The organism is Paenibacillus doosanensis, assembly GCF_025060755.1.
In the GTDB taxonomy this organism is placed as follows: Bacteria; Bacillota; Bacilli; order Paenibacillales; family NBRC-103111; genus Paenibacillus_S; species Paenibacillus_S doosanensis.
The window spans coordinates 38,085-60,560 of record NZ_JANYUY010000042.1; the positions used below are offsets into that span (position 1 = coordinate 38,085).

The 22,476-nt window shown below is 56.3% G+C and carries 21 protein-coding genes and 1 pseudogene; 7 read left to right on the forward strand and 15 right to left on the reverse strand.

Going from position 1 to position 22,476, the window contains the following annotated elements; all coding sequences use genetic code 11:
• Positions 1-73 precede the first annotated feature (73 nt).
• From N0M98_RS24295 to N0M98_RS24305, 3 genes are all read right to left on the reverse strand, one after another.
• A complete protein-coding gene (locus N0M98_RS24295) occupies positions 74-400 on the reverse strand; it encodes a helix-turn-helix domain-containing protein (RefSeq protein WP_249860854.1) in 327 nt (108 codons plus the stop codon).
• Between the two features lie 136 nt (positions 401-536).
• Positions 537-713, reverse strand: a complete 177-nt coding sequence (locus N0M98_RS24300) for an anti-repressor SinI family protein (RefSeq protein ID WP_249860853.1) — start codon at positions 711-713, stop codon at positions 537-539.
• A gap of 265 nt (positions 714-978) precedes the next feature.
• On the reverse strand, positions 979-1,302 hold the full coding sequence (locus tag N0M98_RS24305) for a DUF4870 domain-containing protein (RefSeq protein WP_249860852.1): 324 nt from the start codon (positions 1,300-1,302) through the stop codon (positions 979-981).
• A 484-nt stretch (positions 1,303-1,786) separates the two neighbouring features.
• Here N0M98_RS24305 and N0M98_RS24310 point away from each other — a divergent pair, with 484 nt between their 5' ends.
• From N0M98_RS24310 to N0M98_RS24320, 3 genes are all read left to right on the forward strand, one after another.
• A complete protein-coding gene (locus tag N0M98_RS24310) occupies positions 1,787-3,622 on the forward strand; it encodes a PAS domain S-box protein (RefSeq protein WP_259619435.1) in 1,836 nt (611 codons plus the stop codon).
• A gap of 95 nt (positions 3,623-3,717) precedes the next feature.
• Complete coding sequence (locus N0M98_RS24315; RefSeq protein ID WP_249860850.1) at positions 3,718-4,299, forward strand: thymidine kinase; 582 nt, start codon at positions 3,718-3,720, stop codon at positions 4,297-4,299.
• A 204-nt stretch (positions 4,300-4,503) separates the two neighbouring features.
• On the forward strand, positions 4,504-5,019 hold the full coding sequence (locus N0M98_RS24320; protein WP_259619436.1) for a hypothetical protein: 516 nt from the start codon (positions 4,504-4,506) through the stop codon (positions 5,017-5,019).
• A gap of 12 nt (positions 5,020-5,031) precedes the next feature.
• Here the strand turns inward: N0M98_RS24320 and N0M98_RS24325 are convergent, their stop codons facing one another.
• Positions 5,032-7,080 carry an ABC transporter substrate-binding protein gene (locus N0M98_RS24325; protein WP_259619437.1) on the reverse strand — a complete coding sequence of 683 codons (2,049 nt, stop codon included), beginning with the start codon at positions 7,078-7,080 and terminating at the stop codon, positions 5,032-5,034.
• 167 nt (positions 7,081-7,247) lie between these two features.
• Here N0M98_RS24325 and N0M98_RS24330 point away from each other — a divergent pair, with 167 nt between their 5' ends.
• Complete coding sequence (locus tag N0M98_RS24330) at positions 7,248-8,561, forward strand: MFS transporter (RefSeq protein WP_259619438.1); 1,314 nt, start codon at positions 7,248-7,250, stop codon at positions 8,559-8,561.
• A gap of 198 nt (positions 8,562-8,759) precedes the next feature.
• Here N0M98_RS24330 and N0M98_RS24335 read toward each other — a convergent pair whose 3' ends face one another.
• The 6 genes and pseudogenes from N0M98_RS24335 to N0M98_RS24360 form a co-directional block, all read right to left on the reverse strand.
• Entirely contained in the window at positions 8,760-10,301 is a 1,542-nt protein-coding gene (locus tag N0M98_RS24335; protein WP_259619439.1) for a DUF4179 domain-containing protein, read from the reverse strand.
• Positions 10,298-10,867: an RNA polymerase sigma factor gene (locus tag N0M98_RS24340; protein ID WP_259619440.1), complete on the reverse strand. Its 570-nt coding sequence runs from the start codon at positions 10,865-10,867 to the stop codon at positions 10,298-10,300. Before N0M98_RS24340 ends, N0M98_RS24335 begins: the two co-directional genes overlap by 4 nt.
• 57 nt (positions 10,868-10,924) lie before the next feature.
• Positions 10,925-11,809, reverse strand: coding sequence for a polysaccharide deacetylase family protein (locus N0M98_RS24345; protein ID WP_259619441.1), 885 nt, complete (start codon positions 11,807-11,809; stop codon positions 10,925-10,927).
• Positions 11,810-12,143: 334 nt separating this feature from the next.
• Positions 12,144-12,347, reverse strand: coding sequence for a winged helix-turn-helix transcriptional regulator (locus tag N0M98_RS24350; RefSeq protein WP_249860843.1), 204 nt, complete (start codon positions 12,345-12,347; stop codon positions 12,144-12,146).
• Positions 12,348-12,454: 107 nt separating this feature from the next.
• Positions 12,455-12,670: pseudogene (locus N0M98_RS24355) on the reverse strand (helix-turn-helix domain-containing protein); the annotation flags it as partial.
• 13 nt (positions 12,671-12,683) lie between these two features.
• Positions 12,684-13,073, reverse strand: a complete 390-nt coding sequence (locus tag N0M98_RS24360; protein WP_259619442.1) for a metal-sensitive transcriptional regulator — start codon at positions 13,071-13,073, stop codon at positions 12,684-12,686.
• Between the two features lie 276 nt (positions 13,074-13,349).
• Here N0M98_RS24360 and N0M98_RS24365 point away from each other — a divergent pair, with 276 nt between their 5' ends.
• Positions 13,350-15,371, forward strand: a complete 2,022-nt coding sequence (locus N0M98_RS24365) for a putative bifunctional diguanylate cyclase/phosphodiesterase (protein ID WP_259619443.1) — start codon at positions 13,350-13,352, stop codon at positions 15,369-15,371.
• A gap of 173 nt (positions 15,372-15,544) precedes the next feature.
• On the opposite strand, the gene N0M98_RS24370 is transcribed toward N0M98_RS24365, so the two are convergent.
• A complete protein-coding gene (locus N0M98_RS24370; RefSeq protein WP_249860840.1) occupies positions 15,545-16,567 on the reverse strand; it encodes a Gfo/Idh/MocA family protein in 1,023 nt (340 codons plus the stop codon).
• Positions 16,568-16,947: 380 nt separating this feature from the next.
• On the opposite strand from N0M98_RS24370, the gene N0M98_RS24375 reads away from it, so the two are divergent.
• Positions 16,948-18,585: a hydroxysqualene dehydroxylase gene (locus tag N0M98_RS24375; RefSeq protein ID WP_249860839.1), complete on the forward strand. Its 1,638-nt coding sequence runs from the start codon at positions 16,948-16,950 to the stop codon at positions 18,583-18,585.
• A 198-nt stretch (positions 18,586-18,783) separates the two neighbouring features.
• Here the strand turns inward: N0M98_RS24375 and N0M98_RS24380 are convergent, their stop codons facing one another.
• Both N0M98_RS24380 and N0M98_RS24385 read right to left on the reverse strand, forming a co-directional pair.
• Positions 18,784-19,308: a YfiT family bacillithiol transferase gene (locus tag N0M98_RS24380; protein ID WP_249860838.1), complete on the reverse strand. Its 525-nt coding sequence runs from the start codon at positions 19,306-19,308 to the stop codon at positions 18,784-18,786.
• Between the two features lie 139 nt (positions 19,309-19,447).
• A complete protein-coding gene (locus N0M98_RS24385; RefSeq protein ID WP_259619444.1) occupies positions 19,448-19,774 on the reverse strand; it encodes a hypothetical protein in 327 nt (108 codons plus the stop codon).
• A 205-nt stretch (positions 19,775-19,979) separates the two neighbouring features.
• Between N0M98_RS24385 and N0M98_RS24390 the strand changes: the two genes are divergently transcribed.
• Positions 19,980-20,420, forward strand: a complete 441-nt coding sequence (locus N0M98_RS24390; RefSeq protein WP_249860836.1) for a GNAT family N-acetyltransferase — start codon at positions 19,980-19,982, stop codon at positions 20,418-20,420.
• Positions 20,421-20,518: 98 nt separating this feature from the next.
• Here N0M98_RS24390 and N0M98_RS24395 read toward each other — a convergent pair whose 3' ends face one another.
• On the reverse strand, positions 20,519-21,022 hold the full coding sequence (locus tag N0M98_RS24395; RefSeq protein ID WP_249860835.1) for a DinB family protein: 504 nt from the start codon (positions 21,020-21,022) through the stop codon (positions 20,519-20,521).
• Positions 21,023-21,300: 278 nt separating this feature from the next.
• Positions 21,301-22,374 (reverse strand): Gfo/Idh/MocA family protein, encoded by a 1,074-nt coding sequence (locus N0M98_RS24400; protein ID WP_249860834.1) that lies wholly within the window; start codon positions 22,372-22,374, stop codon positions 21,301-21,303.
• Between the last annotated feature and the right edge of the window lie 102 nt (positions 22,375-22,476).

The window sequence follows — 22,476 nt, forward strand, 5'->3', positions numbered from 1 at the left end:
ACAAGTTTTCTCTGAAGCGGCAGCAAAAAACCGGGCCGCCTCCTAACGGAAGGCGGTCCGGTTTTTTACATTGTTATTTGTGGTTGTTTTTACGCCACTTGTTATATTCGAGAAACTCCAGAAACTGCTCTTTGCTGATTCCCGAGTCCATAGCTTCGCGGACAAGCCCCAGCCAATCTTCATCCAGCTCCTGCTGAAGGGCGGTTTTATTTTGCAAAAATGATTCTATAGGAACCTCAAGAACCGCGCATATTTTCTCCAAAAACTGGATGGACGGATTGGACTGAATATCCCTTTCGATCGAGCTTAAATAGGATTTAGCTACTCCGGCCTTTTCTGCGAGCTCCGTGAGGGTGAGTCCTTTTTCCATTCGCAATTGCTTCACGCGTCTGCCGATCATGGTAGCCACCCCTAGTCCTCTGTCAATTCAAATCTCCAATATATTGTATCAAAAAAAAGCGGAGTGTGAATGGCAAAATTTCAAAAAAGGAATTGAAAACGCTAACAATATGATCGAAAAAAATTTGTATGCGCCCTTAAGCTCTGTTTCTATAGGCTTCTTCAAAAGTATTTCTACGCTCTTCTTTTTGCGTGTGACGAATAAACTGCAGCACTTCTTTCTTGGATATCCCCATCTCACGGGCTGCAATGATCAAGTTGAGCCAGTTCTCGTCAAGGTTCTTGTTGGGTACAAGCGTGCGATAAACGGACATGCTCCGATCCCTCCAGATTTCCGGAAAACTTGGTTTCCTAACTTGGTTTTCTCAATACGTTTCGCAGCCAAGCCCCCTTAAAAGAGGGTTCGGAACGTATATTACGCTATATTACATGGAACAGAACAAAAGATTAACAAAGTAAGAACGGACTGTGAGCAATGTTTTATCGGCGCGTGTCCTTAGTCCCGAAAGACGACGCGGCCCGCTTGTACATAACGGCAAATCGGCCGCCTCCGGTAACGGGAAGCAGCCGATTGCGGACCTATTTGATAAGACGAATCGTCAAAGGATAGTCATACCATTCGCCCTTCGAAGCGCGAATGGTCGCAATGACGATGCACACCAGCGCAAAGATGCCGAGAATCGGAAGCAGCACGAAGCCGATGATGGCAAAGCAGAGAATGCCCGCCACGAACGAATAAATGATCAGGGAGATTTGGAAATTGAGCGATTCTTTGGCATGCCGTTCGACATAGGCGGACTCGTCTTTCTTCAACAACCAGACGATCAGCGGCGCGATCACACCAAGAATAATGCATAAAACATGAGAGAGCAGCGCCAAATTCCTTTCTTCGCTGGAAACCATACAGCCCCTCCTTCAAACTGCCATAGCAGCAAGGTTATTGGAATATGTATGCGCAACATGTACGGAAGTTGCCGATATGCCGGGGAAAAAATCACCGTCGCCTCCTCTAAAGGCGCAAGCGGTCGAATTTGTCGACGGATTCCCCCGCTCGAGGGAATTTTCAGGCAGCCGAAAAAGACGCCCTTCTGCCGTTCATCCGCACTCCCATTACGAAGCAAACAACCTGATGAATACACGGATAAAGGCATCTTTTCACGCTTTGAAATGTGACAATTGTATGAACTTCTGATAAGATATGTTTTATATTACCATTTAAGAACTTGACAAGAAATTTTATAACCACAATATCCGGCAATGTCATCATGATTCCTGCGGTAAACTCTTTTCCAACCTGCGTTTCTTTTTCAAAAGGGAACGTCTGCCGGTTATAGAAGTTATGATAACAAATCATATGATCCCAGCTTCGCTCGGAGGACATACGAAGATGAATCCAATCGATAGCCCGGCCCCCAAAAGCTTGCCGCCCGATTCCAATCTGGCGCAAAAAACGGCTTTGCATGAGTATGCAAGCCATTGGTTCGATCTGTTTCCCTTCGGCGCCGCGCTGCTGGACCCGGAAACCGGCTCGATGCGAATTAACCCCGTTTTACGCCGCTTGCTAGGCTACGAGGAGGCGCCCGAGCCTAAAGACATCCGGTCTCTGCTTCACCCGGACGAGCCGCTGCGATCCGCAGCCTGGCTCCGCCGGCTAACGACCGGAGTTTTTCCGTGCCCGCCGGCGGAGTTAAGGTTGATCCGCTCCTCCGGCGAGCCTATTAGGTGCTGCGTACATGCGATGCGGCCGCTGACCGAGACGGGCCTCTTCCCATATGTATTGCTGCAAATTCAAATTATGCCCGACAAGACGCGGCTGCAGGCAAGAACTACGGTCTCCTTTGCGCAGCTGGATGCCATGCTGGAATCATTCCCTTATCCTCTCGTTATGGTGAATCAAGAATGGATCTGCACGTATATGAATAAAGCGGCGGAACTCTTCCTCGAAGCGACCCGGGAGGAGCTGCTCGGACGCAGCCTATGGGACAGCCTCCCTCAAGTCGACACCTGCTTGTACCGGGAATGTATGCGATCGGCGGCGGAGATGATTCCGATACGCATTCAGGAAACAATGCCGTCCGGACGCACGTTCGAAATTAACGGCTACCCGACCGAAGACGGGATGTGTCTGTTCGCCCGGGATGCGTCGGCCGCGCAAGAGCAGGAAACGGCTTACGTTCATACGAAGCTGATGCTGAACCCCATGATCCGGCATATGCCTGACGCCGTCGCCATCATGGACTGCGAATATCGCATCGTTCAGGTGAATCCCGCTTATGTCGCCGCATTCGGCTATAAGGAGGACGAACTGCTCGGCAACTTTCCCCTGCCCATACCCGCGGCGTTGAAGGAGGAAACCTGCATTTTGCTGCGGCAAGCGCTCCAGTTCAAGCAGCTCCATACGATTGAGACGAAGCGCAGGCACAAGGACGGGCGAATGTTCGACGTCTCCCTCTCGCTCTGGCCGATTATCGCCGAGGACCAGAACGTTATCGCCCTCACCCTTATTCTGCGGGACATTACCGGGCGCAAGCAGGGCGAAGAGCTGCTGCGGTTTGCCGACAAGCTGTCGGTTGCCGGCCGTCTTGCCGCAGGTGTCGCTCATGAAATCCGCAACCCGCTGACCGCGCTCAAAGGCTTTACCCAGTTTATGAAGCAGAACGCCCAGTACAAAGAGCATTATTTCTCCATCATGCTTGCGGAGATGACGAGAATCGAGCAGACGCTAAACGAGCTGCTGCTGCTCACAAGCCCGCAGACGCTGCCGCTGCTGCGGCGAAGGGTAGAGCCGATTCTCCGCGAAGCGCTCGGCCAACTGGAGAAGGAAGCGGAGCTGCAGGGCGTCGAGCTGAAACCGCTGTTTCCGATTCATCTGGCCGAGGTTCGCTGCGACGAAAATCACTTGAAGCAAGTATTCGTCAGTCTCATTAGAAACGGAATCGAGGCGATGCCTCAAGGGGGCGCTATAACCGTCGATTGCTGTCAAACCGATGAACGAACGCTCTCCGTCACCTTTGCGGACCAAGGCGTCGGCATTCCGGAAGAGCTGCTGCAGCGGGTAGGCGAGCCGTTCTTCACGACCAAAGAAAAAGGCACGGGTCTCGGTCTTGTGATCAGCAAAAAATGGCTGCACGATCTCGGCGGATCGCTGCATATCGCCAGCACGGAAGGGCGCGGCACGAAGGTCACCGTCCTGCTGCCCGTCGGAGAAGCCGCGGAGAAATAAGCCATGCGGCCCAATCCGGGCGGGACCTATACTTTTCGCGAGCGACCTGTGTTAAGATATAATGACATCTTTCGACGAGAGGACTGTCTTTCTACGTGGCTAAATTATATTTTCGATACGGCACCATGAACAGCGGCAAATCGATAGAAGTGCTGCGGACCGCTCACAACTACGAGGAGCAGGGCAAAAAAGTGCTTCTATTCACCCCTTCCGTCGACGACCGCTACGGCGTAGGCACAGTGGCTTCGAGAATCGGCATGCAAAAGAAAGCGATCATCATCGACGACCAAATCGATATGATCAAGCTGGCCGAAACGGAAAAACCGAATTGCATCATTATCGACGAAGCGCAGTTTCTAAACAAAGGCCAGGTCGCGCAGCTGACCGAAATCGTCGATACGCTGGGCATACCGGTCATCGCTTACGGGCTGCGGGCCGACTTCATGGGCCAGCTGTTCGAGGGCAGCTATCACCTGCTTTCCTTGGCCGACAAAATCGAGGAGATCAAGACCGTTTGCTGGTATTGCGATAAAAAAGCAATTATGAATATGCGCTGTAAAGACGGGCGTCCGGTTTTTGAAGGGGAGCAAATTCAAATCGGGGGCAACGAGAGCTATTTGCCGGTTTGCCGCAAATGCTATTCGCTCAAACGCAAGGAAAGCCAGGCCCGCTCCTAGAAGCGTCTGGCCATAATTATGGATGAAAAAGAGGAAAGAGCGGCATCGGCGCATGCCCCGCTCCCTTCCTCTTTTTTTGCTGTCCGGGTCATCCGGCCGGCAGCAGCTTGCCCTGACAGGCGACCCGCTTGCATGTCCGCCCGCACGGTCGTCCTTTCTTCCGCATACAATGGAACAAGCGCAAGGAAAGGACGGTGAAACCGGATGTTCAAAAAAGATCTGTTGTACAAGCTCGGCATCGCCGTATATTTGATCGTCTGGTATGTGGGCTCCTTCTGGATGATGGCGGCGCTGCAAAGCGGGTTGTTCGTCCATCTCTTCGGCGTCGACTGGAGTGTCGTTCATGAATATGCGTACTACGCGCTGGCCGGCGGCATCGGCGGGACGCTGTATGCGCTGCGGCTGTTTCATGAATATTACGACCAACTGTCCGAACGCTGGCTGTTCTGGTATTTGCTGCGCCCTATCAAATGCGCCGGAGCCGCCGTAATGACGATCATTCTGTTTCAAAGCGGTATTCTGCTGCTGCAAACGGGAGACTCGGTACTGGCAAAAATCGGGATCGCCTTCCTCGTCGGTTTCGGGTACGGCAAAGTGATGGATAAGCTCAAATCGCTGGCCGAAACGCTGTTTAACGGAAAAAGCGGTGGGTCATCCGATACGAAGGGTCCCCAGGCCCCGGGAAAAACCGTTTGGGATGAGGACGAGACGCCAAAATAAAATAATAAATATTTAACCCGGATCGGATCGCTCGGCATCGGTTAGACGGTGTTCCGCGCTCCAGCCGGAGCCGCTTTCGCGGAACCACAGCTGCCTGTAATCGACCCAGCCGAAAGCATTGATCTTCACCCCCTCCAGCTCGGAGGGATAAGATGCCGTCTGGCGCCAGCGGTACCAGACGATAACCGACCGGTCCGCGAGCAGCTCCCGCTCCAGCCGGACGAGCTGCAGCAGCCGCTCGCTGCGCAGCGGCTCCGCGGCAAGCCTGCCCAGCGCCGAGTCCAGCCGCCGCAGCGTCTTCTCCGGCAGGCAGGATCGCAGCGGGCTTTGTCTGCAGCCGAGTATCGAGCCCAGCGCCCACTCGTCGTCCGCGTCGGCCGGCTGCTCCAGCAGCAGCAAGTCCGCTTCGGCGAGCACCTCTCCGGATGCAAGCCGCTCATAAGGAACGAGCCGGATGCTGACCGCCACGCCGTGCGGAGCCAGCGCTTGCTTCAGCCATTCGGCATCGCGCTCATTGCCTGCTCCGGCATAAGTGACGAGCTGCAGCTTGCATTCCGGCCGCGGCCAGCCTGCCCGGTCGCAGCTCGGCGCTTCGCTTGCGGAACCGCCGCCTCCCGCGCGGCAGTCCGCTTCAGCCGCCGTATATTCAGCCAGCAGCGGGCTTCTTACAAAACGGTCTGCCAGCTCCCCGCGGTTGCCGCCAAGAAGCCGTATCCCCGTCTCCTGCCGGACTGCGTCGTACAGCAGGCTTCTAAGCGCCGGCGAATCGGTCAGCGGCCCGCTTCTCCGCTGCTGGATGGCAAGATATTTGCAGCCGCGATCCGCCTGCTCCACCTGGCTCCACGTCTCCGTAAGCTCCGCGCTTTCTCCGGTCTCCCGGTAATGCAAGAAATTCATGCCTCCCATCTCGCTTTCCGCCTCATAGAGCGGATACAGACGGGAGGCATCTCTATTTGCCCCGGAAATATCGGCTATTCCGTGATGCTCTTGGGGCAGCGGGAAGCCGCCTTGCGTCCGAAGCCCCGGCGCATGTCCGAAAAAGCTTAGGCTCAGCAGCGTTGTCATCGGCACCTTCTCGTACATTTCCGGGAGAAACCACATTTCCACCCGATCAAGGTTCGTTCCGCGCATGAAGTAATCGGGGTTCGCCGCAAGCTCCAATACGCGATCATCCCGCCGCGCAATCAGGAAGGGACCCGTACCTTCGGGCCGGAACGCCCAGTTCACCGGCAGCTGCCGCGGCACGACGGATGCCGCCGTTGAAGCAAGCAAAGACAACAGCCCGTAACAGCTGTCCCGGCAGCGAATTTCCACAAGGTGCTCATGAACCGGCTCTACCCGTTCGAGCAGCCCATACAGCCTGCCGTAAGGCGAGCCGCCGGGACGTTCAGGCGGCATCAACCGCTCCAGCGTCGCCCGGACATCCTCCGATTCGCACGGGGCTCCGTTGTGGAACCGGACATGCTTCTGCAAATAAAATCGCCAGCGGCGAGCTGCGGCGTCTCGTTCCCAATGATGCGCCAATCCCGGGCGGAATTGCCCGCTCTGCGCATCGTAGGCGACGAGCGTATCGAACAGCTGACGGATCAGATGCAGCTCCGTCCGGCGGGTCGCATAGGCCGGGTCCAGCATGCCGGGCCGGCGGTAGGACGGAAACCGCAGCAAGTGGCGCCGTCCGCTGTCTCCCGTATGAATGTGATAGCCGAAGAAGCGGCTGACCGCATAGCGCAGCCGTTCCCTCCCCCGCTCCGTAAGCAGCGGGGACTGCAGCAGCGCCGCGGCCTCCTCGATGCTCCCGGCGGCAAGAAGAGCTTCGGCTTGCTCCAAGAGAAGCCCGTCGAGCTCCGCTATGAAGCGAAGACGCGAGCTGCGGCCCCGGCCTCCACCGGGATGCCAGGCAATCCAGCCGTTAAGCCGCATCGCCCGGATCAGCAGCTTGGCGTTGCGCTCGGTGCAATGAAGACATTCCGCTATCGCGGGGACGGTGACTTGCACCTCCTCCCGCTCTTTCTCCGGCTTCCACCTGCGATACAGCTCGGCATAATGCTCGATCAGTTGCACCCGAAGCGCCTCCTTCTATGTCTAGGGGTCTCTTTCGATACGTTAAAGGGGGAAATCCCATTACTATGAGATTACCCTTTTTATTCCCCTTTTTCCACGTACAATGAACACCATACCTTTACAAATCCGGAGAATCGTGATTAAAGCCGAAAAAAGGAGGTTTGCCCATGCTGAATTCGCATATCCCAAACGACCGGACCACCGCTCCCGCAAACCGCAGCCGCGAAGCGGAAGGCCGTCTCCGCGTTCGCATCATCGCCTGGATCACCGCCATTAGCCTGCTGGGAGACTCCATGCTGTATATCGTACTGCCCGTCTATTGGCAGTCCTTCGGTCTGGACGCCTTATGGCAGGTCGGCGTGCTGCTCTCCGTCAACCGGTTCGTGCGCCTGCCGCTCAATCCGCTTGTCGGGTGGCTGTACGGCAGGATGAGCAAGCGCAGCGGCGTGCTGGCCGCCGCTGTCCTTGCCTTTCTCACGACGGCGGCCTACGGCGCGCTGTCGGGCTTCGCGGCGCTGCTCGCCGCCCGCGCCTTATGGGGCGCGGCGTGGTCGCTGCTGCGCATCGGCGGCTACCTGACCGTGCTGGAGGCCGCGGACGACAGCAACCGCGGCCGTCTGCTCGGCAGCTACAACGGCATCATCGGCGTCGGCAGCCTCGTCGGCATGCTCGCCGGCGGCGTACTCGCCGATACGCTCGGCGCCGGCGCGGTATCGCTTCTGCTCGCCGCGGTTATGCTGGCGGGCGTCCCGCTGGCGTGGCGGTACGTTCCGGCCACCGCCGATTCCCGCGCGGGGGCGGCTGCAGCGGCGGAATCGGCGGGGTCGCCTTCGGCCGCGAAGCCCGCTTTGCCCAGGCGTCCGGCGGCTCTTGCGCCGACCCCGCAGGCAGCGCTCGTACTCGCCTCCGGCCTGCTGACGGCCGTCGTTTTCTTCGGCATCTATCTCGGCACGATGAGCCGGATGATCGAGGCCCATATGCCTGCGCCCGGGACGCTGCTTGTGCTCGGCGCGACGCTCGGAGCCGCTTCGCTCACCGGCATCGTGCAAGCGGTGCGCTGGGCCTGGTCGCCGCTGCTCTCGCCGCGGATCGGGGCCTGGTCCGACGGCCCCCGCGGACGGCTGCCGGTCTATCTCGGCAGCCTCGCCTTGGCCGCGGCGGCGCTCGCCCTGCTGCCGCTGCCGCTCCCGTTCGCGGCGTGGCTCGCCGTGCTGATGGCGGCGCAGCTCGCGAGCACCGCCATCACCACGCTCGGCGACGCGCTGGCGGCCGATGCCGCCGCCGGCGCTGCGCGCGTCGCCTTCATGACGACCTTTACAACGGTCGTCGATGTCGGAGCGGCGCTCGGGCCGCTCGTCGGCTTCGCCCTGATCGGTTCGCTCGGCCTGGACGGCCTGTACTACGCATGCGCGGGCTTGTTGCTGCTGCTTATAGCCGCCTGGGCGGTCCATCGCTCGCTGCGATCCCGGTCCCCTGCTTGACCGGGCGGCGCCGCTGTGCGGCAATCGCTTCCGCCATTCGCTATGGAAGCGGCCTGCTCGCGCCAACCCGGCATTCTTCCCTTGCCCGCCGGCAGAGCCCCGCACCGTGCGAAAGCGCACGCGAAAGAACCTTCAGCTCCGCCGTCATTGCCGACAGACCGCGGATTTGAAGGTTCTTTTTTCGGCTTTCAACAAGCTTTAAGGCTTTAACGATACGGTGTAATCCCGGTTCACTGCAATTGTATCGCGGGCGCGCGAGAGCGTCAGCGTATACCGGTCCAGCTGGCGCGCCGGTATATAGACATCCAGATAATCCTGCCCGCGGTAATCCTCGGCGATCCCGAAGCCGCTGACGTTGAAGGCCTCCCGGTCTTCAACCTGCTTCCGAGTGTAAGCTTCATAAGCTTCGGGACCTTCTTTGTCGAACCGCTCCTTCAGATTCTCCTTTTCCGCAATGCCGAAGAATACGCCTTCCAGCTTCGTTTGTCCGGGGCTGTCTTTTTTAATCTTCAAGTGAAGATAGCCTTGAGGCGCGTAATCGGCTCCCTCGATAACGATCTCTTGCTTCTTAAACTGTACCGTGCGCGGAAATTCGTCGTTCATTGAGAGCTCCAGCTTCTCGCTCGGCTCCCCTTCTCCTACCGTAAGCTCCCCGATATGCAGCGTCAGCGTCCGGACGTCCGGTTCGAAGTAAACCGACGAGGAGAACGGCAGCTGCAATCTCCCTTCCTCATAATATAACAATCCGGGCCCCGACGGATCATACCGGTACTCGTGTCCTTGATCGTCCTTCAAATACGGGGCCACCGCATTGTCCCGCGGGAAATCGTAATACCAGCCCTCCGGCCCTTTCAAAATCAGGTTCATCGTCGTCGGCTGAATCGTCAGCTTCTCCAGGCTCAGCTCCTTCAGATCGGGATCCCCGACCGGCAGCGCCAGCTTCGGTTCCAGCACCTTATTGTGCAGCAGCTTGTCTGATTGGATCGGCACTTTGATTCTTCCGATCTCCCGAATATCCGTCTGGCGCTTCTCCTCGTTAAACGTGCTCTGGGTCACATCCAGCTCCAGCTCGGTCCCCTTCGCCAAAAACTGCTGAACCGCTCCTTCCGACAGCTGGTATTTATAGGTTTCCTGCAGCACTGGCTTCCCGCTGCCGTCCGCTGCCGTAATGACGGACGAGGCGGTCGTCGAGCCCCCTCCAGGCAAGCTCTCAAGAGGCGAAATCGAGAGATGCTCCGAACTGCGCCCGTCGGTGACATCGAACAAGTCGGTTTGGATGAAGCTTTTGAACAACAGCTCCTCTTCCGTCAAATAGATGTCGCCGATCGTGATGACGGTTCCGCCGAAGGTCGCCGTCACCGGCTCAATCGGGATATAATCGTGATTGATCGCCGTCTGGACGCCGTCCTGCTCCCGGATATGCTGCAGCCAATCGACCGTAACGGCGATGCCGGGAATTCCTTTGACCAGCGCCGCAAAAGCGGGAGACATCGTCATTCCCGCGGTTAGCGATACCGCCAGTACGGCCGCCGCCGCGGAGCCTCTGAACAGTACGGGCAGCCTTCTGCGCTCGACATGCGCCGGCCGCTTCTTACGGCCCGTCCGTTCGCCGTCCGGTTCGCCGCGATCCCATGTGTCCGGCAGCGCCTCCGCGAATTGAAACAGCGATTCAGGCACCGGAATGTCTTGGAGCGCTTGCTCCAGCCCTTCTGCCAAATCCTTCTCTCGTTCCCGCTTCATATCATCAGCTCCTTCGCCCGTCCTTGCGCCCGATGAAGCACGGCGCTAAGCTTTACTCTGGCATGGTACAGCCGGGATTTGACCGTACCCTCCTTAATATCCAGGAGAGAAGCGATCTCCTCAATCTTCAGCTCCTGAAAGTAGTACAACCCCAATACGATCCTCTGCTGCAGTTCCAGAGCCATGATCGATTCGAGCAGCCGCTCCGACTGCTCTTTCTTCAGCAAGCTTTCCAGCGGTGTAGAGGCCGCATCCTGAATATCTACGCCGTCGATATCGACGGTTTGCTTGTAGCCTTGCTCTTTCCTCGCTATATCGACCGCCCGGTGAGCCAGCAGCCGGCTGAACCAGCCTTGCAGACGAACGATTTCTTTGCCGTTCATAATGGCCGAATATAATTCGATAAGCGAGTTCTGCACCGCTTCCTCCGCCAGAGGTCTGGACTGCAGCATCATATACGCGCTCCGGTAAGCCTTCGGAATCAGCGGATTCACCAGCGCCCGGAACGCTTCTTTATTCCCCCGTCTAATGTCATTCATTAACCGTTGTTCGGTTTCCCGTTCCATGCCGTCACTCCTCTTACAGGGTTACTATATTTAAGGCGTAAGATGGCGGCTTTCGGTTCATTGTTTTTTCGCAAAAAAAGATTGTAAATGTTCCCATAAGGCATCCGCCGTCATATAAGGCTCCCCGGCATTGATTCTCTTGACGATCCGGGTTCCCGCCGTGTTCAATCCTTCCTCTATGGTGAAAAACAGCTCGATCCCGGCCCGTCCGCCTTCTTCAAGAACAGCATCGTCGTAAGCTCCGTATGGAAATGCCAGCAGACGCCGCTGGGAGCCAAGTTCTTGTCTCAGCCGTTTCTCCATAAAGGCGATATCGCTGTATATTCTTAGCCTATGCTGATCTTCAGACTCGTTCCTTCCGGCCTGCGTCATCAGGATTCGGGCTGTTAACGCCGGCTGCAAAGCGCCGCTTCGTCCGGACGGCAGCATGCGGTGCAAATTGTACGTATGGCTGTAGAAGCCTATTCCTTGCGCCTTCAGACGGTTCATCTGTTCCCAGCTCAAATGGGGCTCCGCCTCGGGTTGAAATACATCGGACGACGCACCCACGATAAAATTCGAAGCCGTTGCATGGAACTCTTGCAATATCGGCGCCGCTTCCCTGTAAAAGGTCTCGTAGCCGTCGTCGAACGTCAAAACGACCGCGTTGGCCGGAAGCTTCTTGCCTTGCAGCATAAACCCGGCAAACTCGTCCATCGTCACAATACGGAAGCCCCGGTCGCCCAGCATCTTCAAATGCTCCCTAAGCTGCGCGGTGCTGATCGTGGACGAACCGGCCGCACCCGGCGGCACTTCGGTTCGAATATCATGGTACAACAGCACCGCCGCCTGGTCTTGATAATATATGTTCCCGGGCGGTTCCGGCTTCAACTGAAGCCCCGTTATAACCGCCGCCAATCCCGCTGCAATCATCCAAAAAAACGCATACCGTATCATTCTCATCCCGTTGTTCCCTTTCCGTCGTTGTTGCGCGCGCTCACTTTCTAGGCGTAACAAAAACGAAAAAGGTTCAACACATAGCTTCCGCAAAGCAGAATTCTTGGCTCCGGTCAACGAACAAATCCCCCAAAAGTGACGTAATGCTCTGAAGCTTATTCCGTCCGCATCCAGCCTAAGCTGGATCGGTGTCTAACCCTTCCTCTGGGATCGTTCTATGGGTAGACTTTACTTTCGGGGGAGAACCCGGATATCCACTGGATATGGCTGCGCATCATTTCCTTAACAATAAAAAAAGGCCAACAAGCGCCTTCCCCGATGCATAACTGCTTCGAGAAGACTACCTTTTGACCCATTCGCTTACTTTTTTCAGGGATAATCCCGTTTCCCGAGCCAAATCCATGACCGTTGCCCCGGGATTCGCTTGAAGATAAGCTTTAATCTTGTGACCGTCCGCCACGTGCAGCTTGAAGCAGTCGGCGCACAGCACGTTCGCGGGCTGCAAGTGGAGCTTGCCGCAGCCGCTGCAATTGGACATATTCATCCGTCGTCACCCGCCTGTATCCGATAAAGAACTTTGCTAGAGTGCTTCGGTCCGGCGCCGATTTTTGAGGGGGTACGACTTTGGGGATCAAGCGTCAAGATGACAGCTTAACTGTGATGAAACTGCTTGCGGAACGTGCGGGGCGAGATTCCTTCCGCCCTTGCAAAGCAGGATGCGAAATAAGCCGCCTGGTTAAACCCGACCTCCTCCGCGATTCTCGCGACGGACAGATCGGTCTACAGCAGCAGCAGCAGCTTGGCCTGCTCGATCCGGTAACGAAGCAAATATTCGAACGGCGGAACGCCGTACTCCTTCTGCATGCACCAGCGGCGTTCATCACTTCATCAATTTGCCCATCGTCTTGAGCAATTCATCGATAACGTCCTTGTCGCCCTGTTCCAGACGTTCCACTACACAGCTTTTCATATGGCCTTCGAGCAGTATTTTTCCGACGCTGTTCAGCGCAGACTGTATAGCCGCAATCTGATTCAGAACGTCATCGCAATACGTATCCTTTTCGATCATGCCTTTGACGCCGCGAATTTGCCCCTCTATCCGATTCAGCCGGGAGACGAGATTATCCTTCACTTTATCGGAATGATGACTTTTACGCTCGCCGTCCACGGCACAGCAAGCGTCTCCTTCGCCCGCATCATGCAGACCGGCTTGCGCCGGCAAAGCTTCCGCCTGTCCGGCTGCGGATTTCCCCGATACTTTGGCGTTCATCGTCAGTCACTTCGCTTTCTGCGGCGGCAGCGCCTGCCGCCTCTCATTTGTTATCATTATACAATACCCCTCCCGGGTTTCAAACCGAAAGAAAGCCACCGACCAAATGAATCACATTATAAAGCCGCTCTATCTCAGGAAAAGGCTGCGGAAACGCAGCTGCCGGAAACGGCCTCCCCTTTAACGGAATATGAAAATTTGCGCTTTTATATGCCCCACATATACACTATACTGAATTTAGCTCGTTAGCAGAAATTAGAAAAGTAGGTCTAGATCATGGAGCATCTTCACATACAATATAACGGTTGGATCGTTCTCCTCTCCTTTATTATTGCCGTGCTGTCCTCATACTCCGCTCTTAATCTGGCCGGGAAAATATCCCGTGCCCGGGGCAAGAGCCGCATCGCCTGGCTGCTTGCCGGTTCCTGCGTCATGGGATGCGGCATATGGTCGATGCATTTTGTCGGCATGCTGGCGTTTCATCTTAACCTCTCCATCGATTACGATATTCCGGTCACCGTCCTGTCGGCTACAGCCGCCATCTTCGCTTCTTTCATCGCGCTGAGGGTAACGACCGATGCCCAGGCGAAAAAATGGCAGTTGGCCGCAGGCGGTTTGTTTATGGGCGGCGGCATCGTTGCCATGCATTATACCGGCATGGCCGCCATGCGGACATCCGCAGAAATCCGCTACGATCCGTACCTATGGTGGCTGTCCGCGGTCATTGCGCTGGCGGCCTCCTATGCGGCCCTGTATTTGTTCCGCAGGTTCCGGCTTTCGCCCGATCATAGCCGCTGGAAGCTGTTATCCTCCATCGTTATGGCGATAGCCATATGCGGCATGCACTACACCGGAATGGCCGCTGCCCGCTTCGTCCATCCGTCGCCGCCGCCTGCGGGGGCCGCGGGAGCGGAATCGACGCTGTTTCTGATCATCGGCGTCTCTCTAGCCACATTGTTCATATTAGCCGTCTCTTGGGGCGCCATTTTTTTCGACCGCCACGTATTGGAGAAAATGGCATACAGCGACCCGCTGACCGGTTTGGCCAATCGGCATGATCTCACGCGTTTTTTTGAAGAGCAATTCAAAGCGGAAAACGGAGGCGCCGTCTTTTTCATCGATCTGGACCGGTTCAAATCGATTAACGATACGCTCGGGCACGATATCGGCGACCTGCTGATCCGCGAAGTGTCCCGGCGGCTGCTGGAATGCTTGAGCGACCGGCAAACCGTGTTCCGGCTCGGAGGAGACGAGTTTCTGATCGCCTCGAAAGACGGATCGCCCGAAGCCGCGCACGCGTTGGCCGAACGGGTACTGCACAACATTAAGCGGCCTTACTTTATTGAAGAAAACGAGCTGTACGTAACCTGCAGCATCGGCATCAGCCTTGCGCCGGAGCACGGAACGGACCGCTCGTCTTTGCTGAAAGCCGCCGACACCGCCATGTATACCGCCAAATCGGCGGGCAAAAACCGCTTTCGCGTATTTGACGAGGAAATGGACCGGCATATGATCCGTAAGATGGAGCTGGAGAAAGATCTTCGCAAAGCTCTCGTGCACGGGGAATTTTTCGCCGTCTACCAGCCGAAGTGCGACGCCGCGAGCAACCGTACGGTCGGCATGGAAGCCCTGCTGCGCTGGAACCATCCGACGCTGGGAGTCATCTCGCCGCTGGAATTTATTCCGATTGCCGAGGATACGGGGATGATCATCCCGATTACCCATTGGCTGCTTAAAGAAGTGTGCAGGCAAAACCGCCTCTGGCAGGACCGACAATGGATGCAAGTATGCATTTCCGTCAACATGTCCGTTCGGATGTTCGAGAGCCAATCGTTATACGATATGGTCGAAGAAGCGTTAACCTTGGCCGGGTTGGAAGGACATTATTTGGAGCTTGAGATTACGGAGTCGATCGCCATGCACGATACCGAAGATACCGTAGAACAGCTGCGGCGTTTGCGCCTGCTCGGCGTTCGCGTCTCACTGGACGACTTCGGCACCGGATACTCTTCGCTCGGTTCGCTCGACGAAATGCCGGTCGATACGTTGAAAATCGATCAGGCCTTTGTCCGCAAAAGTCAAATATCGTCCAAGCAGGCGATTATCAGCAACATTATCGCCATCGCCAAAAACTTGAACATGGAAGTCGTGGCGGAAGGCGTTGAAACGGAAGAGCAAATCCGGTTTCTCCAGTCGCAGGGCTGCCATGTCATGCAGGGCTATTATTACGGCAAGCCGATGACCGCCGACGAAATCGGCACGCGTTATCACAAAGCTCCGGCGGGATCGCGTTTTTGAAAAAAATATCTCTTTACCCCCGGCAATCCGCTGCCGGGGTATTTCGGCTGCCAACGCCGCACAAAACGCGCCAACAGCCTTGATAACGCAGTCCCGCTTCGCGCATTATCAAGGCTGTTGTTGCTTCGTGCACATGTCTCAGGCCCTGCGCTCGGCGAAAGACGGCGCCGGCGTTACAGCTTCACCTTGCGTCCTTCCTTGGCGCTCTCCAGCGCCCCGTACACCATCGCCATACTCTTGATATTGTCGGTGCAGTACGTCTCCGGTCTGCGCCCCTCGACCAGCGCGGCGAACATCTCATCCAGGCAGCCGGCATGGCCGCTGCGGCCGTTCCAGCTAAGCTCCGCCTCCACTCGGCGGAAGCGGCTGCCGCCTGCACCGGCCTGCTCTTCCGCCGTCAGCAGCACTTCCGCAATCGGTGCCGTCGCCCCGTCCCAGATCGCCGTACCGCGACTCCCGTTCACGCGCCACTGCGCCTCCCAGGAAGTCGGGCTGCCTTCCGCGCACCAAGAGCCGCGGTAGCAGAATACGCCTCCGTCGGCATACTCGAAAATGCATATCGCCGCGGCATTGCCCGCGTACCAGGAGCCGGCCGGGTTAAATTCATGGCAGTAGACCGACACCGGGTCTTTGCCGGTAATGAAGCGGGCCTGATCGAACGTATGGATGGCCATATCGAGCAGCAGCGGACTGTCCATCGCATCGCGGAAGCCGCCGAAATGCGGTCCGAGGAAAAAGTCCGCATTCACAAACCCGATCTCGCCGATGCCGGAATGAGCGATCACATCACGAAATGCGCGAATTTGCGGCAAATAGCGTCGGTTTTGCATCACCGCATACGTGCGGCCCTCCCGTTCCGCCAGAGCGACAAGACGGCGTGCCTGCTCCATGGACGTCGTCATCGGCTTCTCTCCGAACACGTCGCAGCCGAGTTCCAGCGCAGCGCTCGTCACCGCGAAATGGCTCTCCGGGATCGTCACGTCGAAGACGAGATTCGCCCCGGTTTCGGTAATCGCCTGACGAACATCGTCATAAATACCGCAGCGGATACCGTATCGCTCTGCCATTGCGGCAGCGCTTTCTTTTCGAATGTCGACCATAGCTACGATTTGCGAATCTTCCCGCTGAAGCGAATGCTCGATCCAAGCTTTGGACATGCTGCCGCAGCCGATCACGGCAATTCGGAATGTGGACATGTGGGTTCCTCCTGCATTCAGTCCTTCCGAGGACGTAATAATAGTTTAAGTATACTGCAATCATACTGGAACAAGCCGCTCCTGTCTGTATTCCATTTGGCTTTATTTATATATCTTTATGGCATCATTGTCCCCGCAGCCATGTACATGGCGCAAGCCGCCGATCGGGAAGGTGCCTCCTAGCGGCCACAGACGGTAGGTCCGTTGACACGCGGACGGCTCCCGAAGCGGGATTCCCCATCCCTTTTTCACCGCCATTCGGCTTTCGACGTGGTTCTTCTCTATCATTTTGTCGAAAAATAAGAGTTTTCGTAGGATAAAAGTCGTGGTATAAATAGATTAAGTCAGTTAACAGAATATGACAGGGGTGGAAATAAGGAATGAAGAAGAAAGTGGCCGTTCTCGGGGGAGGCGTAGCCGGGATGAGTGCGGCCCATGAGCTGGTAGAGCGCGGTTTTGATGTAGCGGTGTACGAAATGAAGCGGATTCCCGGAGGAAAGGCGCGTTCCATGGCGGTTCCGGGCAGTGGAACGGATGGACGCAAAGACTTGCCGGGCGAACATGGCTTTCGGTTTTTCCCAAGGTTTTATAAGCATATCGTAGACACGATGGAGCGAATCCCGTACGGCAGCAATAAAAAGGGCGTAGCCGACAACCTGGTGGAAGGGACCCGTCTTGGCCTGGCCCGAATCGATGATGCGCCCGTCGAATTCGTCACGGAATTTCCGACCTCGATATCGGATATAAGAGCGTTATTTCAATCGCTGTTCGATAATCATCTCGGCTTGTCGGAGGAGGAAGTCGATCATTATTTGGCGCGAGTTTGGCAAGTAATGACCAGCTGCAATGCGCGCAGAAGCGAAGAATACCAGAATATCCCCTGGTGGACGTTCATCGAGGCCGATCAGCAATCCGCCAACTTCCGGCGCGTCTTCACCGGAATGACGCGCATTCTCGTGGCCGCCAAAGCCAGGGAAGCGAATACGGCCACCGTCGGCACTATCGGAGCGCAAATTATGCTCGACATGGTGCTGCCCGGAGGCAGTGCCGACAGGCTGCTGAACGGGCCTACGAATGAAGTGTGGATTCAGCCTTGGCTTGAATATTTGCGCCAATCCGGCGTCGATTACCATCTGAACGCCAAGGTGGAGCGGATCGATTGCCGCGACGGCGTCATTACCGGGGCAACGGTCACCGAGTCCGGACAAACCTACGAGGTGCAAGCCGATTACTACATAGCGGCCTTCCCGGTCGAGGTTATGGCCCAGTTCATTACCGGCGAGATGCTGACAGCCGATCCGACCTTGGGACGGATTAAGGAGTTGGCCGAGGATGTCGATTGGATGAACGGAATTCAATTTTATTTGAAGGAAGATGTGCCGGTTATTCACGGCCATATGATCTATATGGATTCGCAGTGGGCGCTCACATCGGTTTCGCAGAAGCAGTTCTGGCCGCATGTCGATCTTAGCGAATACGGCGACGGCGACGTGCACGGCATTTTATCGGTCGATATCTCCGACTGGGAGGCGCCCGGAGCTCTGTTCGGCAAAAGCGCCCGGCACTGCACGCGCGAAGAAATTATGCAAGAGGTATGGCATCAGCTGGGGTCCAGCTTGAATGTGAGCGGACGCGTCTTGCTGGAGGACGACAATCTTCATTCATGGTTCCTTGACGAAGATATCCACCTGCCGAATCCGGACGGCGTAGCGGTCAATCTCGAACCGCTGCTCATTAACAAAGTATATACGTGGGAAAAGCGCCCCAACGCCTACACCGGCATCGCGAATCTGTTTCTGGCTTCCGATTATGTCAGAACGAACACCGATCTTGCCACCATGGAGGGAGCCAACGAAGCGGCGCGCAGAGCGGTTAACGCCATATTGGAAGCGTCCGGCTCCAAGGAGCCTCACTGTGAAATATGGGACATGTATCAATTCAGCCTGCTGACGCTTCAGCGCTTGCATGACGAATCCCGCTTCCGCAAAGGGTTGCCTTGGGACGGAGAAATGTTCTAAGCCGTTTGCGCTTGCGTTACGGTCGAAAGGCAACCCCCCTGCCGGTCAGACTCCCGTCTGCAGGCAGGGTGCTGTTAGTACACAACGGTTCGTTGCCGCCGCATAATCGGCTTGGAGCAGCGAAGCCGCCGAAGGCGAGCCCGGCGCCCGCAAGGCTTGCATAGCGTCCTACGCTTCCGGACCGCCGCAAGCTTCCGTCTACCAGCCCATTCGTTCGCGAAGCCGGGTAATATGCGCGGTATGATGCTTGCCGTGCCAGGCATAAGTGCCCAAATTCACATCAAGCCGTATGATGCCCGAAGCAGGATGGAACAGCGTACGCTCCCAAGCTTTCTCATCCAGCGAGCGAAGAAGCAGCGCCCAGCGTTCATGCAGCGAATCCAGAAGCGCCAACGATAGCTCTATCGGGGCTTGTCTCGTATCGGCAAGCTCCGCCCACGCAGCTTCGTCATATGGCTTGACGGTCGGCTGCTCCTCCGTCAGCGCGAGCTTGAAGCGGATCAGACTGTTCATATGGCTGTCCGCCAAATGATGGACGACCTGCTGAGAACTCCAGCCTCCCGGCCGATAAGGTTCGTTAAGCTGCTGCGCATTTAATCCGCTTACTGCATGTCTCAGCAGTCCGGGCAGCGCCTCGATATCCTGAATCCACTTGTTCCGCTGATCCGCGGAAATCTCCCCTTCCCATGCAAATGCACCGATAGGATAACGCAAATCATCCATCTTTCGCCGCCTCCTTATTTCACTGTAATTTCCGTAGTATAACCGGTGCAAATCATCTCAGGCAAGAGCGATTCGATGCCCGGGTATCGCCCGGGTTCCGGCAGCTCCCCTCCGTTTGCGATCGTCCCGCGCCGGCATCCTAGTCGCTTCCGCCTCCTCCCCCGTCTCCGCCTCCGCTGTCCCCTCCGGAACTTCCGCTGTCGGATGAGGAGTGCCCGTGACTGTCGCCGTGATGATGACCGCTATGATGATGCCCATGGTGATGTCCATGGTGGTGGTGATGCCGGTGGGCATGATCGTCGTCGCTGGAGAACATGTAGCTGCTGCTGTTATGAGAAGAATTCCAATCGTCCGTACGACGACTGCGGTTGCGCCGCCGATTTCTGGAGCTTGCTCCGGATATCAGATTAAATAATATGATGGCGAATACGACGATAACGAACATTGAAAAAATCCCTGTTCCCATTGTATCCACTCCTTTCTTTCCCCTATTAATGGAAGGTTATGGATACCTTCATGTATACCCATTGTAACGGAGCCTTGCGGATGATGCAAAAAATTCGGGTGGCGGGCGGCGATCCGGGGCTGCCAAGCCTTTTTCCGGCATTCGTGGTATACTGGCTGTACCGAAATTTTCTAGATAAGTTTATGATAGCGAAGGAGACCTTGCAATGAATCAAACTTCCCATGTCACTACACAGCAGCAGCTTCATCAATGTCTCGACATCCGAAAAAAGGTGTTCGTCATCGAGCAGCAGGTCGATGAAAGCCTGGAAATAGACGAGTTCGACGAAACCCCGCAGTCCTGCTGCCATGTGCTGTACGAAATGGACGGACAACCGGCGGCAACCGGGCGGATGCGCCCGTACAAGAGCGACACGATGAAGCTCCAGCGAATCGCCGTTTTGAAGGAAGCCCGCGGCACCGGAGCCGGCAGAGCCATCGTCACCGCATTGGAAGAGGAAGCCCGCCGCCTCGGCTATGCTTATACGCTTCTGGACGCGCAATGCCAAGCGGAACCGTTCTACCTTAAGCTCGGTTACGTTACCGTCTCCCCGGAAACCTTCCTCGATGCAGGCATTCCCCACGTCAGGATGACCAAGAAGCTGTAATTCCTATGCATTGAAAAAAACCAGTCCGCTTGCTTTCACGGCGACTGGTTTTTGATGTATTGATGCGCATGGATAGGCTGGGCGTCAAGACGGCGAGCTTACTTGGCATACCAGTATAACGCATACTCGGTCATGGTGGAGGCATGCCCCATTTGCCGCAGCATCGCCGTAACGTTGCCGCGATGGTAAGTCGCGTGATTGACCACTTGCAGCACGATCTCCGACAAGCTCTTTTCGCAGACTCCGGCATACGGATTATCGAGGACGATCGTTCGTTCCATGCTGTCCTGCCGCTTGAAAAACGCCTTATACCGTTCCGACAGCTCCATCATCATGGCCTCCAACTCTTCAATGCTTGCCGCCTCCGCTTGCTCCTTCACTTCGTTGGCTGCGGCAATCGCCTCTCTCATGTCCGTTCCGGACAAAATGCTCAGCCAAGTGGAATCGACAATGTAAATATGAGCCATCGCAAACGAGACGGATGGAAGTACGCTCTGCACCTGCTGCCGGTACACTTCCCGAGGCAGCTCCTTCAGCCGGCCAAGCATCGTCTTATTGGCCCATACATGATAATCGTACATATCCAGCGCCGCTTGCGTCATCTGATACGACCTCCTTGAACCCTGCCCTGCAGGGTTTACTTTTTCCTTACGAGTTGACTTCATTATATCACGCCAACCCTGACAGCTGTCTGTCAGCAGGGAACGCTTCGATTCCGACGCTTAGCATGGTTCTCCGATAGAGCCGATAAAGGGTTGGATCAACGTAAGCGGTCGACTTTGCAGACGGATTTCCCCCGCTTGATCGGTTCGAAACAAAAAATTCCCCGCAGCCTTGTAGCTACGGGGAAACGAGCTTCATTATAATGATGATCCCGCCATTACAGCTCGGGTATGACGATATCGACTTCCCGCTTCAGCGCGCTTGATCTTAAAATACCGTCGATAATCGCCTGGTTGCGGATAATTTCCGAGCCCGGAATCGGCGCAGGGCGCCCTTCCTGGACAGCGGAGACGAAATCGCGGATTTTTTCATAAAAAATATTGACCTGGTGCTGCTTAACGGGGATCGGGCTCTCCGTCTGATGACCGGCGATATCGTGATACAACGCAATGGAAGTAATCCCGCCATCCCATGCCCCGCTGCCGGAAGGGGTTACCTTCAAGCCGGCGTCGGTACCGAGGAAAAGGGTCGGACCCAGCGTATCCATGTGCATCGCCCAGCCGATTTTGAAATTGACGACCAGATCGCGCTCGAAGCGAATCATCGCCATGCCGAAATCTTCCACCTCAAAGCGATTCGCCTGCGGATGGTACTTCGGATTCGTCCCGAAATGATTGCTCGTCGTGGCCGAGACGGTAATCGGCTTCGGATAACCGAGCGCATTCAGCACCATATCCAGCGAATAGCAGCCGATGTCGGCCAGCGCCCCCGCTCCCGCCAGCTCCTTGGATATAAACGTTCCTTGCGGCATCCCGCGTCTTCGCCCGCCGCCGGTCTGCACGTAATACACATTGCCGAGCTGTCCCGAACGAACGATATCCCGCACCGCCTGCATGTTCGGATCGTAACGAGGCTGGAAGGCCACGGACAGCATCCGGTCCGCCCGCTTCGCGGCCTGCACCATCTCGACCGCCTGCTCCAGGGTGACGGACATCGGCTTCTCTACCAGCACATGCTTGCCGGCCTGCAAAGCGTCGATGCTCGTAGCGCCATGCGATACGTTCGGAGTGCATACGCTGACTCCGTCCAGATCAAGCTCCAATAACCTGTGATGATCGTCGAAGCCCTGCGCTCCCGCCAGCTCATGGCGAGCGATGAATTCCTCCGCTTTACCGGGAATAATATCCGCTACCGCAGCTACTTCCACATCCTCCATCTGCTTGTACGCTCTAACGTGAGCTCCGGCGATGCCGCCGCTTCCGATTATCCCGATTTTCAACCGCTTGGCCATCGTTTCGTCCTCCTTATACTTTCATCCGCTCCGCTAATATGACACTGCATTTTCGGAGCGAACCTCATTTAGCCAAATCTTATCACGGTTCGGGCATGCGTC

Coding starts and splice junctions, on each gene's coding strand:
- N0M98_RS24295 (WP_249860854.1), bottom strand. CDS start 400: ATGATCGGCAGACGCGTGAAGCAATTGCGAATGGAAAAAGGACTCACC.
- N0M98_RS24300 (WP_249860853.1), bottom strand. CDS start 713: ATGTCCGTTTATCGCACGCTTGTACCCAACAAGAACCTTGACGAGAAC.
- N0M98_RS24305 (WP_249860852.1), bottom strand. CDS start 1,302: ATGGTTTCCAGCGAAGAAAGGAATTTGGCGCTGCTCTCTCATGTTTTA.
- N0M98_RS24310 (WP_259619435.1), top strand. CDS start 1,787: ATGAATCCAATCGATAGCCCGGCCCCCAAAAGCTTGCCGCCCGATTCC.
- N0M98_RS24320 (WP_259619436.1), top strand. CDS start 4,504: ATGTTCAAAAAAGATCTGTTGTACAAGCTCGGCATCGCCGTATATTTG.
- N0M98_RS24330 (WP_259619438.1), top strand. CDS start 7,248: ATGCTGAATTCGCATATCCCAAACGACCGGACCACCGCTCCCGCAAAC.
- N0M98_RS24335 (WP_259619439.1), bottom strand. CDS start 10,301: ATGAAGCGGGAACGAGAGAAGGATTTGGCAGAAGGGCTGGAGCAAGCG.
- N0M98_RS24340 (WP_259619440.1), bottom strand. CDS start 10,867: ATGGAACGGGAAACCGAACAACGGTTAATGAATGACATTAGACGGGGG.
- N0M98_RS24345 (WP_259619441.1), bottom strand. CDS start 11,809: ATGAGAATGATACGGTATGCGTTTTTTTGGATGATTGCAGCGGGATTG.
- N0M98_RS24350 (WP_249860843.1), bottom strand. CDS start 12,347: ATGAATATGTCCAATTGCAGCGGCTGCGGCAAGCTCCACTTGCAGCCC.
- N0M98_RS24360 (WP_259619442.1), bottom strand. CDS start 13,073: ATGAACGCCAAAGTATCGGGGAAATCCGCAGCCGGACAGGCGGAAGCT.
- N0M98_RS24365 (WP_259619443.1), top strand. CDS start 13,350: ATGGAGCATCTTCACATACAATATAACGGTTGGATCGTTCTCCTCTCC.
- N0M98_RS24370 (WP_249860840.1), bottom strand. CDS start 16,567: ATGTCCACATTCCGAATTGCCGTGATCGGCTGCGGCAGCATGTCCAAA.
- N0M98_RS24375 (WP_249860839.1), top strand. CDS start 16,948: ATGAAGAAGAAAGTGGCCGTTCTCGGGGGAGGCGTAGCCGGGATGAGT.
- N0M98_RS24380 (WP_249860838.1), bottom strand. CDS start 19,308: ATGGATGATTTGCGTTATCCTATCGGTGCATTTGCATGGGAAGGGGAG.
- N0M98_RS24385 (WP_259619444.1), bottom strand. CDS start 19,774: ATGGGAACAGGGATTTTTTCAATGTTCGTTATCGTCGTATTCGCCATC.
- N0M98_RS24390 (WP_249860836.1), top strand. CDS start 19,980: ATGAATCAAACTTCCCATGTCACTACACAGCAGCAGCTTCATCAATGT.
- N0M98_RS24395 (WP_249860835.1), bottom strand. CDS start 21,022: ATGACGCAAGCGGCGCTGGATATGTACGATTATCATGTATGGGCCAAT.
- N0M98_RS24400 (WP_249860834.1), bottom strand. CDS start 22,374: ATGGCCAAGCGGTTGAAAATCGGGATAATCGGAAGCGGCGGCATCGCC.